Genomic DNA, 12,964 nt, shown 5'->3' on the forward strand with positions numbered 1-12,964 from the left:
GGAGGTTGGCTTCGGAGACTGTCGTCGGCTACTGGATTTAAACTCGACCACGAAGTTCCTCTGTGGCTTTTTCATAAAGTCTAGTCCTTCGTATCGATTGGCCGGTCGATCGGCCATGATCTCTTCGCCGGTTGGGATCTCTGGCCACAGGATTGGGGCTTCGCCACCTTTAACGAAGTGTCGAAGCTAAGTCATCAGCGTGCCGCAAATCCCTGAGGCGAGATGATCCGCTATTCCTCACGAGGCCAAGTATTGCAACCAAGCTTGGTTTCGAACGCGTGGAATGCTCCCATAAGCGTGTATCAACGCGGCAAGCTCGGCTCAGTGCGTCGGACTTTCGGTTCCGCTGGCACCGTAACGTTAACCGAGCAGCGATGAAAATGTGGGATCTGGCGGTATGACCAGATTTGCACGTGGTCCTCTCTCGTCGCCACAGATTTCCAGCGGAAGTGATTGCCCATGCCGTCTGGCTCTATTTGCGGTTTCCGCTCAGCCTGCGCATGGTCGAGGATATGCTGGCGGCCCGTGGCATCATCGTCTCTCACCAGACCGTGAGACTTCGGGCTGAGAAATTCGGCAGGCGTTTCGCCAATGATATTCGCGGGCGCTCAGTCGGCAAGCTCGGCGACAAATGGCATCTCGACGAGGCCATCATCACCATCAGGGAAAGAAGCACTGGTTTTGGCGCGCCGTCGATCAGGACGGCTTCGTCCTCGACGGGCTGGTGCAAAGCCGCCTTAGTACCAAGGCTGCAATGCGTTAGATGCGCAGGCTTCTGAAAGGGCAGAGCCGTTCGCCCCGCAATCGCACCGTCATGGGGCCTGCAAGGGACGGTCACATCAGCACCTTGCCAAATTTTGGCATAGGGCTATTTTATCGGCATGATCACGATGAGCATTTCTCTACCCGACAACCTGAAGAGTTTCGTTGACCAGCAGGTTTCGGAGCGGGGCTACGGCACCAGCAGCGAGTACGTACGGGAGCTAATCCGTCGCGACCGGGACCGAGAACATCTGCGCGGCTTGCTCTTCGAAGGAGCATCATCACCCGCGACCACGCCGGTAGACGAGCGGTATTTCGACAACCTCCGCGATCGGGTTCAAGGCCGGCATCATAAGTGACGGCAAAGCCGGTTATCCCTCGAGAACGAGCAAGCCAGGACGTTGACGAAGCCATCGATCATTATGTCCGGGAGGCCGATACGCAGGTCGCTCTGAGCTTTGTCGATGACCTGCGGCATGCCTACACTTTGATTGCGAACCATCCGTCTTCAGGTTCGCCGCGTTACGCTTATGAGCTAGGGATTCCCGATCTGCGAAGCGTTCAGCTTAAGCGGTATCCGTATCTAATATTCTATGTTGAGCAAGCCGGATACATCGACGTCTGGCGCGTCTTGCATGGCAAGCGCGACATTCCGCCATGGCTTGACACGGTCGGCAACCGCAGCCAACACAATTAGATAATTAACAACTTAGTTCCATATTAGCTTTACGCCTCACATGCCTTGATTTTCAGCGCCTTCGATAGTCGATCTACCGCCAGTGGTTCAGATCCCTTCAAAGAGCCTTTGGCGCCCCTGTCGATCGTGGCCTCAGAGCCAAAAACCAACCCCGCATTCGGCGGGGCTGGTGGATGGTGCAGGATTTGTCGGGAGGGGTATATGATCAACCTTTCGGCTGAGATCGACCTTGAACCACTTCTTCGACAGCTCCGCGAGCGTGCCGTCAGCGGCCATTTCACCGAGCGCCTTGTTGAGAATGGCCTGAAGCTCCGGCTCGTTTTTGCGGATACCGAGGCAGACATTGGTGGCCTGAATGCCGCCAACGAGGAGGGGGCCGCTCGTCGTCAGCGTGCCATTGCTGGCATCTGCGCGGTCGCATGCAAACACGACATTGTCGAACTGGCCATCGAGACGTCCGCCCTCGATATCGAGCCGACCTGCTCGGATGACTTATAGGTCTTGATCTCCACGACATCGCCGAAGTTCTGCTCGACGAACTTCAACTGGCTCGTGGAAAGCGAGGCACCGAGCGTCATACCTTCATCACGTCCTTGATTTCGGCAATGGCTTTCTGGCCTTCCTCGGTGTCACTGGACAGGTGTTCGCCCGTATGCGGCAGCTTTGCCAGCGGTCCATCGGCAGCCACCAAGAATGTGTTGGGCGTGATGACGTAGGGATCGGAGAAGTCGATTACCTTCCGGCGCTGTTCGTTCGGCCCCATCGTCAGGACCACATCGAATTTACCTAAAAGGAGCGAAGGGATCTGGCTGTCCCAGTCCCGCGCGACAATATCGCATTCCAACGTGCTTGCAGACTCTTTGATGGCATCCAGATCGAGGCCCTGAAGCTCGCCGCTGGGCGTCGTCGAATTGAAGGGCGGAAACACGCCTTCGACGCCAACCGTGACCTTCGTCCAGGCCTTGACGAACGCGTTGCCGATCCCACGCAAGTCGATGCCATCGCGCGCCTTGGCGGCGATACCCGCTCGACGATTCGTGACCGTTTCGAGATTCTGACGCCGAAATTGTAGGAGTTTCCAACCTTCCTAGATCCGACGAGTTGGCCGCTAGGCTAACCTCGCTAAGACAGGCCCATCCCTAGCAGCCCCAGCGCAATGCAGCCGTCGCAACGGGCGAATCCCATAGAATGAACTCTTCGTCACGGAGGAGAGCGAGCGAGATGGAAAGACCCTGCATGTCAAGTGAGCTGGCGTAAGTACCAACCAGTGAGCGCGCGATCTGCAGACCATGACTCAGCATGAAGCTATGCGCTACGTTGTAGGCGAGGTAAAGTTCCGCTGGCGGCGTGCCGCCAAGTCCGTTCACGAAAAGCAACGCCTTGTCAGAAACCGGAGCGACTTCGTTGAAAACCACCTCGCTTAGACGCCTCACGATGGTGTCGGCGTTAGAGAAGGTCTCTCTTGAATGGCCTGGCTCTCCATGAATGCCGACACCCATTTCGATTTCGCCGGGGCCGAGTGAAAAGGTCGGTCGCCGCGTGTGCGGCACCGTGACACCGGTCAGTGCGACACCCATCGATCTGACACGGGACTCGAGGCCAGCAGCAAGGGTTTTCAACTCAGCAAGCGCCATGCCGTTTTCCGCGGCGGCGCCGAGAAGCCTTTCCATGATCACCGTACCGGCAACGCCACGTCGACCGCGGCCGTCGCGCGTCCTTGCCGTTTCGATGTCGTCGCTTACGATCACGATCTCAATCCTGTGGCGGCTCGACGCCATCTCTGCCGCCATCTCGAAATTCATAACGTCGCCGTCATAGTTCTTTACCACCAGCAGGCAGCCAGCACCGGTGTCCACGTCCTCTATCGCGCTGAGGATTTGGCCCGGTGTAGGCGACGTGAAAATATGCCCGACGCATGCTGCATCCAGCATACCGCGACCGACGAAGCCGATATGCATCGGCTCGTGGCCCGCCCCACCCCCGGAGATGACCGCTACCTTGCCTGGAACGAGGTGGCGACGGCGGATAAATTGACGGTCTGCGCCGAATACAACGAACTCCTCATGGGCGCGCACGAAACCCTCGACGCTTTCGGCGACCATTGTTTCCGCAGCATTCATGAATTTCTTCATCAAACCCCTCCCAAGGCGATGATCATCTAGTGCTCGTCCCGCGCGAAGCGCCTGTTCAATCAGGCGGCCCCGAAATTGCAGCGATCTTTTGGACTAGGTCCGTGATCGCCTCTTCCAGAAGCCGGTTGCGGCGTTCATCGCCGAAGTCAGGCACCATTATGGAAAGATGCCGCAGTTTTTCCGTGGCGCCAAACTCCGGCAGTTTGCCGGGATGGGCGACCTGATAGGCGTCCAGAAAGCGGTCCTGTTCGGCGGGGCTAAAATGGCACACCCTGAAGATGGTCGCGAGGTGACGCGCGGGAAGAGGCGTCGCATAAGTGGGGCTGGTTATCTGGGTGACGAAGCTGCGATGCTTGCCGAGTTCCGTCGCCAGCCTCTGACGTGTTCCGGACGGTCGGTTGTCGATAATCTGCGCCAGAATATCCTTGTAGGCGATAATGGCGTCTTCGGTGTCTTCGCGCGCCATCCCTAGTCCCCGGCTGCCTTTGTCCCATCGGCGTTCAGACCGACGAGTGCCGATCTTATCGCGCCAAGTCGAGCTGGCGCCACCGAAAAATGCCGTATGCCTGCCGCGAGAAGACCGGACATGCGAACCGGGTCGCCAGCCATGTCACCGCAAATGCTGACTGGTCGGCCGCCGGTAAGCCTCACCGCCTGGGTCAGCAAGCGCAGCACGGCCGGTACGGCTTGCTCTTGGTCCAGGCTGAAGCCGGCCTCCTCGCGGGCGGAAGCCACGAGGTATTGCGCCAGGTCGTTCGTGCCGAACGAAAAGAAGTCAGCGCCTTCGAATTCGTCAAGCATGAGCGCAGCTGCCGGTACCTCCACCATCATCCCGATCGGCGGAGTGCGGTGCGGCACGCCGCGGCGGTGAAGTTCGCCGGCTTCTTCGCGACAGATTTGCCGCATAGCGTCAACTTCAGACGGGAATGTCACCATTGGCAACATGATACGCAGATTACCGAAGACCGCCGCTCGAAGGAGCGCACGCGCCTGAACCCGCGCAATCTGCGGCCGGGCAAGAAGCAGGCGGATGCCGCGCAGCGAGGAGGCCTCGGTAATGCCCGGCAGCGGCTTGTCGCCCCCGACATCCAACATGCGGATTGTTACAGGGCGCCCATCTGCCCAATCCAGGAGGTGTCGGTAGATTGCAAACTGCTTTTCTTCGTTTGCTGCATCACCGAGCGACATCAGCGCGAATTCCGACCGCATCAACCCTATGCCCGCGGTCACCTCGGCAGGAATCGCGTCGATTTCTTCCGGCGCGTTGACGTTGACGGACAGGAGTACTTGCGTGCCGTCCGACGTGTACACTATGCCGTTGTCGAGTGGCGGGGCAGTGCCTGTTGACGGAGCGCAGTGCTCTACGGAGGTCGCGTTCCACCTGGCTGCCTCAAGAATGACGAGACCAGCGTCACCATCAACTCCAATATATTGCCCCCTTGCTGTTGCGACGCGGCCGGCGCCGATCACCATCGGGACCGACCGGGATCTGGCAAGCAGGGCGACATGACCGACCGCGCTGCCTGCGTAAAGAACGATACCGCCACCGGCCGACCAGTCGTGGGCGAGGAAGCGGCTGGGTTCCATGTCTTTTCCAACATAGATGGATCCGGCTGGAAAGTCGTTGACGGGCGTTCCCGTGAGCACGGACAGGACGCGGTTCTTGATGTCGAGGAGGTCGACGGCGCGCGCCCGCAATTGGTCTCCTTCGGAGCACTCCAGTTCCCGGATGTATCCATCGAGCGTCCCGACCCAGGCGAATGCTACGTTTTCGCCAGCCTCAATGCGCGCGCCGGTCGCTTCGGTCAGCGTTGGATCGCGAAGCACCTCAATCTGAAACTCGACGATATCGCCGCCGTCGGGATCCGTCCCGGTCGCCAGTTCCTGCAGTTCGAGAATAGCTGTCTCGATCGCACTTGCGAGCTCGACCTGGCCGGAGACGCTTGATGGGATTGTCGCGGCGGGTTCGACCGGCTCGGCGACGAAGGCCGGGCCGCTGGCAATACCTGGGGACGCACTCGTGGCTTTCAATCTAAGCGGTTCGGCCATGCTTCTTTTCCTCATCGAAATTGCGCTCGACGAGGTCCTTCAATGCCCGGATCGCCTCTTCGGCGAGAATGCCGTTTGCGCGGATCTTGAGCACCGAACCCTTGCGGATCTTGGCACCCATGATCTTGATGATGCTCTTTCCGTTCAGCCAGACGTCGTTGCCGTTGACCGCGACTTCGATCGAGCAGGGAAACGACTTTGCCAGCCGCGTGAACGTCACGGAGGGGCGAGCATGGAGCCCAACTCCATGCTTGACCTCGACTTCGGTCTGGCAACTGGCATGGACCTGCCCGGCCTCGTGGGTCCCAATGCGGAAACCGCCGTTCATCACGGTGACAGCTCCTCTGCCGTTCCGACCACCTTGGCCAACGATGCCCCACCAGAGGCCTCGGCGGCAGCAATAACGGCTCCTTCGACAATAGGGGCGTTGCAGATCGAAACCCGTTGGGAGCGGGGCGCGCCGAGCATCTCGATCGCCATTTCGCTGTTGGTTTCGGCGCCTCCCAGGTCGACGAAGACGGCGACGCCAGCTTCCGACCAGGCCTCTTCGATGGCCTTGAGAATTCCCCCGGCATCCGTGCCAAGTTCGCCGCGACTGTTGCCGCCCGACCAGGCAAGCGGCACGCTGTCACCCACCATCTGCCGGACCATGTCGGCGGTGCCTTTCGCGACCAGCGGCGAGTGGGAGACGATCACGATCCCGACGTTTGGGGTCTTCGCATTCATCCCGGGCGGTGCTCCTCAAGGTAGCGGCAGATGGCGGTTGTCAGAAGGGCGCAACTCGAAGCGCCAGGATCGACGTGTCCGATCGAACGGTCTCCAAGGTAGGCCGCGCGGCCGCGCATGGCCTTCATGGCGGCGGTGAGCCGAACGGAAAGTTCCGCGCGGCGCACGATATCCGTCAGAGGCGAACGCTGTGCAAGGGCATCCTGCACGGGATACAGGACGTCGAGCAGGGTCTTGTCGCCGGCGTGCGAGCGCCCACGGCGGGCCACGGCATCGATGGCCTGCTTCAGGGCAAGAGAAAAATCCTGTTCCTGGTCCGATTTGCGAAGCTCACGCCCCATCTCCATCAGCAATGTCCCGTAGAGTGGACCGGCCGCGCCGCCGACGCTCATCACCAGGGTGAGGCCGATCCGTTCCAGCGCCTCGGGCAAGGGAAGGCTTGAGACCGTCTCTTCTTCGGCGCTGACCGCCTCGCAGCCGCGCTGCATATTGGTCCCATGATCGCCGTCACCGATCGCGCGATCGAGTGCGCAGAGGTGATCGCTGTTTGCCGTAATCACCGCCCGACACGCCTCAATCAATCCCGCAAGAAGAACCGGTTCTGCCTGCACCTGATAGCCTCCCAACCGCGGCACCAGCTCACGCCAGCCTTGCCGCGACTTCGAATACACCTGCCACCGCGACGGCTCCCGGATCCGGCACTCCCTCCAGATCCTTTTCGCCGACATAAGAAGCTCGTCCGGCCTTTGCCTTGCGCATCGCTCTTGTCGACTCGGCGCCGGCCGCCGCAGCGTTTGCCGCAGCCGCTACGCCACCCGACCTCAGGGCCGCGAGCGCCGGCGCCAGCGCGTCGACCATCGTGCGGTCGCCGACGGCGGCCCCACCATAGAACGTCATCCGATCAAGCCCGGCAAGCAGGGCAGCCGTAAGATCCGCCTTTTCCGCCATGGCTTTCGATGCGGCGGTAAAGAAGATCGAGAGCAATACGCCGCTTGAGCCACCCATGCTGGTGCTGAGAATCTCGCCGATGGCGGCCATTGTGGCGGTCGGCTCCTTCAATGGAAGGGTGTCGATGCGCGACAGGACGCTGCGTGCGCCGGTAGCGACGGTGGATCCGGTGTCGCCGTCCCCGACGCGGCTGTCCAGGCGGTTCAACTCGCCTTCCAGGGACATCAGATGTTCGCAGAGCACCGTCAGGAGACGGCGACTTTGCGTATCGTTGCTTGCCGACATCGTCCCGCTCTGCAGCACTGCTTTTTTGGGAGCGGGAATGATTGTGATCTCGTGCCGTTCGACGACGGGTGCCCATGCATGCGGTTCGACAGCAGCCTTCAGTGCGGCATCGCGGGTGGCATCCAGACGGATCAGCGAAAGCGAAAAGCCGTTCATGTTGAGCGCGGTCATCATCGGTGCCGGCCCGACGATCAGCTGGACGCGGCGGGCAAGAGGAGAGGACAGCACCGCGTTGGCAATCACGCTCATTTCAAGCGGTGGCACCGCGCCGAGGTTGTTGATCAGCAGCCCATAGTCGCCTGCGCCGTCAACCCTTGCAGCCAGTCGCTCGCTCATGGTGGCCACAAGGTCCGCAACCGGCTGCAGCGCGATGCGCTCGACGCCGGGCTCCCCGTGGATGCCAAGGCCGAGTTCTCCCTCGTCCGCGGCCATCCGATCCTCATGCACTTGGCCGGGTACACTGCAGGTCGAAAGCGACATGCCGAGTGAAACGATGTCGCGCGCTGCGGCCGCCGCCTGTGCCGCGACTGTCGTCAGGTCGGCTCCGGATTCGGCGTGGTAGCCGGCGATCTTATGCACAAACAGCGTACCGGCAACGCCGCGGGGCTGGTTTATCTCGGGGATCGCGATGTCGTCGGCGACGATCACCATCTCGACATCGAAGCCTTCGGCGCGTGCCTTTTCGGCGGCAAGACCGAAATTCAGACGATCGCCGGTGTAGTTCTTGACAATGAGCAGTGCGCCCTTGGGGCCGGTGACGGCCCGGATTGCGGTCAGCACGGCATCGACGCTGGGCGAAGCGAAGATCTCGCCGGATACCGCGGCCGTCAGCATCCCCTTGCCGACGAAGCCAGCATGCGAGGGCTCATGGCCTGCTCCACCGCCGGAGATGAGTGCGACCTTCGATTTATCCCATTCGGCGCGAAGGATTACCTTGATCTCAGGGAAGCTGTCCAGACGGGCGAGTCGACCCGGGCTGCTCGTCAGAAGCAAGCCATCCAGGGCCTCGGTTACGATCGTTTCCCGGCGATTGAAGAAATGTTTCATGGAAAGAGACCCGTCTGTTCATGCAAGTGCTTCGTTTCGTTCTGTTCCGTGTCACAGGCGCTGGCCGCTGGCGTCGAAGTAGAGCGGATCGCGCAGCGTGAGGCTGATTCGATCACCTGGCCGGATTGCGAGATAGGGATCGGCAAGCGTGACGAGCTTGTGGTCGCGCACCCGGATATGCAGGTGGTTCTGGTCCCCCAGGTGCTCGATCCAGTCGATCTCAGCATTGGCATTCTTGTCGACGACGATTTCGAGATGTTCGGTCCGCGCGCCGACCGTTCTGGTTCCGGGTGGTGGATTGGCGCCGGGAAGAAGATCGGCGGGCAGCAGATTGATGTGCGGCTGGCCGAGACGGGCGGCGACATGAAGGCTGGCGGGATTGCCGTAGATTTCGCGCGGCGTTCCAACCTGCAGCAGTCGGCCTCCCGCCACGATACCGATGCGGTCCGCCATCGTCATTGCCTCGATCTGGTCATGGGTCACGTAAAGCAGCGTTGAGCCGAGCTCCTTCTGGATGCGCTTCAGTTCTAGGCGCAGTTCCGCGCGCAGCTTCGCATCGAGCGAGGAAAGCGGTTCGTCCATCAGGTAGATGGACGGCCGGCGCACCAGGGCCCGGCCGATCGCGACGCGCTGCATTTCGCCGCCCGACAGGCGCGTCGAACGGTTCTCCAGCTTGTGGTCGATCCTGACCATGCGAGCAATGTCCCGGACGCGACGGTCGATCTCCTCGGCTCCGAGTTTGCGCACCGGCGCTCGCAGCGGAAAGGCGAGGTTGTCGTAAACCGTCATGTGTGGGTACAGCGAATATTGCTGGAAGACGAAGGCAACATCCCTTTCAGCGGGAGCTTCGCCGGCGACGTTGCGACCGCCGATTTCGATCCGGCCGCTGTCGGGGCGCTCCAGGCCGGCAATGAGGCGCAGCGTCGTCGTCTTGCCGGCGCCCGTCGGCCCAAGCAGGACCACGAACTCGCCGTCACGGATCGAGAGGTCCAGATCAGCGAGGGCCTTGGTATCGCCGAAACGCTTGTTGAGACCCTCGAGAGCGACGTCAGTCATGACGTTCCTCCGAATAGAGTGCCGAGGCAATGGCGCGGCCCGACTTGCAATCGAACAGCGCAAGCTTGGCCGGGTTGAACTCAAGTCCAACCGTCTCGCCGATATGGAAATTGCGGTTTGCCGGTACGCGCGCCTTGATGACGCCGCTCGAGGTCTCGACCGCCACCACCTGATTGGTCCCGAGATATTCGCTGCCGTAGACGGCGCCACGCAATGGAGAGGTGTCGCTGAAGCGGATATGCTCCGGTCTGACACCAAGCGCCAACTCGGCTTCGGCCATATCCTGGTGCACTTCAGGAATGCTGACATCGACGCCATGCAGCGAGACAGATCGTGCGCCTGTCCGAAGGCCCGAGGTGAAACGCATGAAATTCATCGGCGGCGAGCCGATGAAATCGGCGACATACATCGTGGCGGGCTTGCTGTAGATTTCCTGAGGGGTGGCGAACTGCTCGATGACGCCATGGTTCATCACTGCGATCTTGTCGGCCATCGCCATTGCCTCATGCTGGTCATGCGTCACGTAGACCGTCGTCGCATGGATGCGGTTGTGCAGTTCGCGCAGTTCATGGACCATGACCTCGCGGAATTCCGCGTCGAGCGTCCCGAGCGGCTCGTCCATCAGGAAGCACTTCGGACGGCGCACGATCGCCCGTCCGAGCGCCACGCGCTGGCGGTCGCCGCCGGCAAGTCCGGAGACGGATCGGTCAAGGATATGGTCGATCTGCAGCAGGCGCGCGGTTTCGTCGACCCGCTGGCGGATCTCGGCCTTCGGCATGTCTTGCGAGAGCAGCGGGAAGCCGATGTTCTTGCGCACGTTCATGTGCGGATAGAGCGCAAAGAGCTGGAAAACGAAGGCAATGTCGCGGGCGCTGGCGCGGTTGAAAGTAACGTCCTCGCCGTCGAGATAGATCTTGCCGCTGGTCGGCAGTTCAAGTCCGGCAATCATGCGCAATGTCGTCGTCTTGCCGCAGCCAGACGGGCCGAGCAGTGCAAGGAATTCGCCGTCATGGATGACGAAGCTTGAATCCTGCACCGCGACGAAGTTGCCGAACTGCTTGCGGAGATTTTTGATCCTGATGTCGGCCATGGCTCACTCCGGGAATTTCGACACGATGATGAACATAGCCGTGCCGGCCAGCAGCGTCACCAGCGAATAGGTGTAGAGAACCAGCAGGAACGGCTGGAAAAGCATCAGGAAGCCGAGGGCGATCAACGTAGTCGCGATATTCTCCATGGGGCCACGCCGCAGGAAGAACGGGCGCTTCGGACGAGATGGGCGCGGTGTTTCGATCAAGTGCGTCATTTGCGGACCGCTCCGAAGGTAATGCCACGCAAGAGCTGCTTGCGCAGGAGAATGGTGAAGACAAGGATCGGGATGAGGAAGATCGTCGTTCCCGCCGCGACTGCTGGCCAGTCCTGACCGCCTTCGCCAATGATGGTAGGAATGAAGGGCGGCGCCGTCTGGGCTTCGCCGGATGTCAGCAATGCGGCAAAGGCATACTCGTTCCAGGCGAAGATCAGGCAGAAGATCGCCGTGGCGGCAATGCCGGTGGTCGCCTGCGGCAGGACGACTTTCCAGAAGGCCTGCAGCCGCGTGTAGCCGTCGATCATCGCGGCTTCCTCGTATTCGCGGGGAATCTCGTCGATGAAGCCCTTGAGCAACCAGACGGCGAGGGAGACGTTGACCGCGGTGTAGAGCAGGATCATGCCCAGCGCCGTATCGGAAAGCCCGAGCTCGCGGAACATCAGATAGATCGGGATGGCGACGGCAATCGGGGGCATCATGCGCGTCGACAGGATGAAGAACAGCAGGTCATCGGCAAGCGGTACCCTGAAACGGGAGAAACCGTAGGCGGCCAGCGTTCCCAACGAGACGGCTAGAAACGTCGAGCCGAAGGCGATCACCAGCGAGTTGGCAAAACGCGGCAGGAAGTTCGACGGGCCGGCGATCACCATGTTGCGCTTGCGGGTCACCTCGTCGCAGGTGCCGGTCGGCGCGGGAAGGGAGGCGATGTATTCCGGCGTCTGGCGCGTTCTCGTCGTCAGAAGGTTGCAGTAGCCTTCCAGCGTCGGCGTAAAGACGATCTTGGGGGGATAGCTGATCGAGTCGGGCGGTGACTTGATGCTGGTCAGGAAGATCCAGACGAGCGGGATTAGCGTGATCAGGGCGTAGAGGATGACGATGGCGCCGGCGATGCGCTTGCTGATTGGGCTCGGTTCGACGACCGAATGGGCTGAGGTGGCGGAACTCATCGTTGCTTCACCCTGTTGAGTGCCTTGACGTAGATGTTGGCGAGGCCGAACACGGCCACGAAGAGGACAATGGCGAAGGCCGAGGCTCGCCCGGTTGCCCAGCTCTCGAAGGCCGCACGTTTCAAGGTGATGGAGGCGACCTCGGTGGTCGAGCCCGGACCGCCGCCGGTCAAAAGCGTGACCATGTCGAACATCTTGAAGTTCTCGATGCCGCGAAACAGCACGGCGAGCATGATGAAGGGCAGGGCCATCGGCACGGTAATTGACCAGAACTGCCGCCATCCGGAGGCGCGGTCGACCTCCGCTGCCTCGTAGATATAGTCGGGAATGGACCGTAGGCCCGCCAGGCAGATCAGCATGACGTAGGGCGTCCACATCCAGGTATCGACAATGATGATCGCCCAAGGCGCAAGCGTGACGCTGCCGAGCATCTGGATGTCAGCGGTCGGAATGCCGGTGACCAGAGAAACGGCATAGGCAAAGAGTCCGATCTGCGGCTCGTAGAGGAAGCGCCAGAAGTTGCCGACGACCGCTGGCGACAGCATCATCGGGATGAGGATGACCGTCGTCCAGAACGCGTGGCCCCGAAACTTGCGGTCGATGAGATAGGCAAGCGCAAAGCCGATGACCGTCTGCAGCAGGATCGTCCAGAACACGAAGTGGGCTGTCGTCTGCATGGCCTGCCAGATGTCGGGGTCGGTAAGCACGCGCTCGTAATTATTCAAGCCGACGTTCTGAACCGGCGCATTTGGGCGATTGGCGCGATAGTTCGTGAACGACAGATAGATCGCCCAAATAAGCGGGAAGATGTTGATGGCGAGAAGCAAGATGATGGTGGGGGCGATAAACACCCAGGCGATCGCCCGGTCGGACAGACCGCGGACCCGGCGAGCGACCGATACCGGCGTTGCTCTTGCAGTCGCATCCGCTGCATGCTCGACCATAGAGGAAGAGGAAATGTTCAAGGTGTCACCTGGTCTTTGCATATGTGAGACACGTGGCGGCT

17 protein-coding genes and 2 pseudogenes are annotated in these 12,964 nt (G+C 60.9%); 4 read left to right on the forward strand and 15 right to left on the reverse strand.

Translation table 11 applies throughout. The features are described from left to right. Window positions 1-407: 407 nt before the first annotated feature. The 3 genes and pseudogenes from HGP14_RS22910 to HGP14_RS22920 form a co-directional block, all read left to right on the forward strand. A pseudogene (locus HGP14_RS22910) lies at window positions 408-760 on the forward strand (IS6 family transposase); the annotation flags it as partial. A gap of 130 nt (window positions 761-890) precedes the next feature. Then, a complete protein-coding gene (locus HGP14_RS22915; protein ID WP_205927300.1) occupies window positions 891-1,121 on the forward strand; it encodes a type II toxin-antitoxin system ParD family antitoxin in 231 nt (76 codons plus the stop codon). Continuing rightward, window positions 1,118-1,459 carry a type II toxin-antitoxin system RelE/ParE family toxin gene (locus HGP14_RS22920; RefSeq protein ID WP_168832200.1) on the forward strand — a complete coding sequence of 114 codons (342 nt, stop codon included), beginning with the start codon at window positions 1,118-1,120 and terminating at the stop codon, window positions 1,457-1,459. The genes HGP14_RS22915 and HGP14_RS22920 overlap by 4 nt, the downstream gene beginning before the upstream one ends. A gap of 132 nt (window positions 1,460-1,591) precedes the next feature. Here HGP14_RS22920 and HGP14_RS36690 read toward each other — a convergent pair whose 3' ends face one another. From HGP14_RS36690 to HGP14_RS22935, 3 genes are read right to left on the reverse strand one after another with little or no spacing between them, the layout of a single operon-like run. Beyond that, window positions 1,592-1,888 carry a transporter substrate-binding domain-containing protein gene (locus HGP14_RS36690; protein WP_168832201.1) on the reverse strand — a complete coding sequence of 99 codons (297 nt, stop codon included), beginning with the start codon at window positions 1,886-1,888 and terminating at the stop codon, window positions 1,592-1,594. Beyond that, window positions 1,846-2,037, reverse strand: a complete 192-nt coding sequence (locus HGP14_RS36695; RefSeq protein WP_168832202.1) for a hypothetical protein — start codon at window positions 2,035-2,037, stop codon at window positions 1,846-1,848. Before HGP14_RS36695 ends, HGP14_RS36690 begins: the two co-directional genes overlap by 43 nt. Next, complete coding sequence (locus HGP14_RS22935) at window positions 2,034-2,387, reverse strand: transporter substrate-binding domain-containing protein (protein WP_312862178.1); 354 nt, start codon at window positions 2,385-2,387, stop codon at window positions 2,034-2,036. Before HGP14_RS22935 ends, HGP14_RS36695 begins: the two co-directional genes overlap by 4 nt. Before the next feature lie 51 nt (window positions 2,388-2,438). Between HGP14_RS22935 and HGP14_RS22940 the strand changes: the two are divergent. After that, window positions 2,439-2,531: pseudogene (locus HGP14_RS22940) on the forward strand (flavin reductase family protein); the annotation flags it as partial. A 67-nt stretch (window positions 2,532-2,598) separates the two neighbouring features. Here the strand turns inward: HGP14_RS22940 and HGP14_RS22945 are convergent. Genes HGP14_RS22945 through HGP14_RS23000 form a run of 12 tightly spaced genes read right to left on the reverse strand, consistent with a single transcriptional unit; the run spans window position 2,599 to window position 12,923 of the window. Beyond that, window positions 2,599-3,591 carry a dihydroxyacetone kinase subunit DhaK gene (locus HGP14_RS22945; protein ID WP_168832204.1) on the reverse strand — a complete coding sequence of 331 codons (993 nt, stop codon included), beginning with the start codon at window positions 3,589-3,591 and terminating at the stop codon, window positions 2,599-2,601. Between the two features lie 55 nt (window positions 3,592-3,646). After that, window positions 3,647-4,057 carry a hypothetical protein gene (locus HGP14_RS22950; RefSeq protein WP_168832205.1) on the reverse strand — a complete coding sequence of 137 codons (411 nt, stop codon included), beginning with the start codon at window positions 4,055-4,057 and terminating at the stop codon, window positions 3,647-3,649. 2 nt (window positions 4,058-4,059) lie between these two features. After that, a complete protein-coding gene (locus tag HGP14_RS22955) occupies window positions 4,060-5,640 on the reverse strand; it encodes a putative PEP-binding protein (RefSeq protein ID WP_168832206.1) in 1,581 nt (526 codons plus the stop codon). Next, window positions 5,624-5,968, reverse strand: a complete 345-nt coding sequence (locus HGP14_RS22960) for an HPr family phosphocarrier protein (protein ID WP_168832377.1) — start codon at window positions 5,966-5,968, stop codon at window positions 5,624-5,626. The genes HGP14_RS22955 and HGP14_RS22960 overlap by 17 nt, the downstream gene beginning before the upstream one ends. Beyond that, on the reverse strand, window positions 5,968-6,366 hold the full coding sequence (gene dhaM, locus HGP14_RS22965) for a dihydroxyacetone kinase phosphoryl donor subunit DhaM (RefSeq protein WP_168832207.1): 399 nt from the start codon (window positions 6,364-6,366) through the stop codon (window positions 5,968-5,970). The genes HGP14_RS22960 and dhaM overlap by 1 nt, the downstream gene beginning before the upstream one ends. Continuing rightward, window positions 6,363-6,977: a dihydroxyacetone kinase subunit DhaL gene (dhaL, locus tag HGP14_RS22970; RefSeq protein ID WP_168832208.1), complete on the reverse strand. Its 615-nt coding sequence runs from the start codon at window positions 6,975-6,977 to the stop codon at window positions 6,363-6,365. Before dhaL ends, dhaM begins: the two co-directional genes overlap by 4 nt. Before the next feature lie 28 nt (window positions 6,978-7,005). Beyond that, entirely contained in the window at window positions 7,006-8,646 is a 1,641-nt protein-coding gene (locus HGP14_RS22975) for a dihydroxyacetone kinase subunit DhaK (RefSeq protein WP_168832209.1), read from the reverse strand. Window positions 8,647-8,697: 51 nt separating this feature from the next. Further along, entirely contained in the window at window positions 8,698-9,702 is a 1,005-nt protein-coding gene (locus tag HGP14_RS22980; RefSeq protein WP_168832210.1) for an ABC transporter ATP-binding protein, read from the reverse strand. Beyond that, on the reverse strand, window positions 9,695-10,792 hold the full coding sequence (locus tag HGP14_RS22985) for an ABC transporter ATP-binding protein (protein ID WP_168832211.1): 1,098 nt from the start codon (window positions 10,790-10,792) through the stop codon (window positions 9,695-9,697). Before HGP14_RS22985 ends, HGP14_RS22980 begins: the two co-directional genes overlap by 8 nt. Window positions 10,793-10,795: 3 nt before the next feature. Then, window positions 10,796-11,008, reverse strand: a complete 213-nt coding sequence (locus HGP14_RS22990; RefSeq protein WP_168832212.1) for a hypothetical protein — start codon at window positions 11,006-11,008, stop codon at window positions 10,796-10,798. Then, on the reverse strand, window positions 11,005-11,958 hold the full coding sequence (locus tag HGP14_RS22995) for a carbohydrate ABC transporter permease (protein ID WP_168832213.1): 954 nt from the start codon (window positions 11,956-11,958) through the stop codon (window positions 11,005-11,007). The genes HGP14_RS22990 and HGP14_RS22995 overlap by 4 nt, the downstream gene beginning before the upstream one ends. Continuing rightward, window positions 11,955-12,923: a carbohydrate ABC transporter permease gene (locus tag HGP14_RS23000; RefSeq protein ID WP_205927301.1), complete on the reverse strand. Its 969-nt coding sequence runs from the start codon at window positions 12,921-12,923 to the stop codon at window positions 11,955-11,957. The genes HGP14_RS22995 and HGP14_RS23000 overlap by 4 nt, the downstream gene beginning before the upstream one ends. Window positions 12,924-12,964 lie beyond the last annotated feature (41 nt).

Source organism: Rhizobium sp. P32RR-XVIII (assembly GCF_012641395.1).
GTDB lineage: Bacteria > Pseudomonadota > Alphaproteobacteria > Rhizobiales > Rhizobiaceae > Rhizobium.

Bases quoted from the DNA above. Each gene is read 5' to 3' on its own strand.
- HGP14_RS22915 (WP_205927300.1), top strand. From the start codon at position 891: ATGAGCATTTCTCTACCCGACAACCTGAAGAGTTTCGTTGACCAGCAG.
- HGP14_RS36695 (WP_168832202.1), bottom strand. From the start codon at position 2,037: ATGACGCTCGGTGCCTCGCTTTCCACGAGCCAGTTGAAGTTCGTCGAG.
- HGP14_RS22945 (WP_168832204.1), bottom strand. From the start codon at position 3,591: ATGAAGAAATTCATGAATGCTGCGGAAACAATGGTCGCCGAAAGCGTC.
- HGP14_RS22950 (WP_168832205.1), bottom strand. From the start codon at position 4,057: ATGGCGCGCGAAGACACCGAAGACGCCATTATCGCCTACAAGGATATT.
- HGP14_RS22955 (WP_168832206.1), bottom strand. From the start codon at position 5,640: ATGGCCGAACCGCTTAGATTGAAAGCCACGAGTGCGTCCCCAGGTATT.
- HGP14_RS22960 (WP_168832377.1), bottom strand. From the start codon at position 5,968: ATGAACGGCGGTTTCCGCATTGGGACCCACGAGGCCGGGCAGGTCCAT.
- dhaM (WP_168832207.1), bottom strand. From the start codon at position 6,366: ATGAATGCGAAGACCCCAAACGTCGGGATCGTGATCGTCTCCCACTCG.
- HGP14_RS22975 (WP_168832209.1), bottom strand. From the start codon at position 8,646: ATGAAACATTTCTTCAATCGCCGGGAAACGATCGTAACCGAGGCCCTG.
- HGP14_RS22980 (WP_168832210.1), bottom strand. From the start codon at position 9,702: ATGACTGACGTCGCTCTCGAGGGTCTCAACAAGCGTTTCGGCGATACC.
- HGP14_RS22985 (WP_168832211.1), bottom strand. From the start codon at position 10,792: ATGGCCGACATCAGGATCAAAAATCTCCGCAAGCAGTTCGGCAACTTC.
- HGP14_RS22990 (WP_168832212.1), bottom strand. From the start codon at position 11,008: ATGACGCACTTGATCGAAACACCGCGCCCATCTCGTCCGAAGCGCCCG.
- HGP14_RS22995 (WP_168832213.1), bottom strand. From the start codon at position 11,958: ATGAGTTCCGCCACCTCAGCCCATTCGGTCGTCGAACCGAGCCCAATC.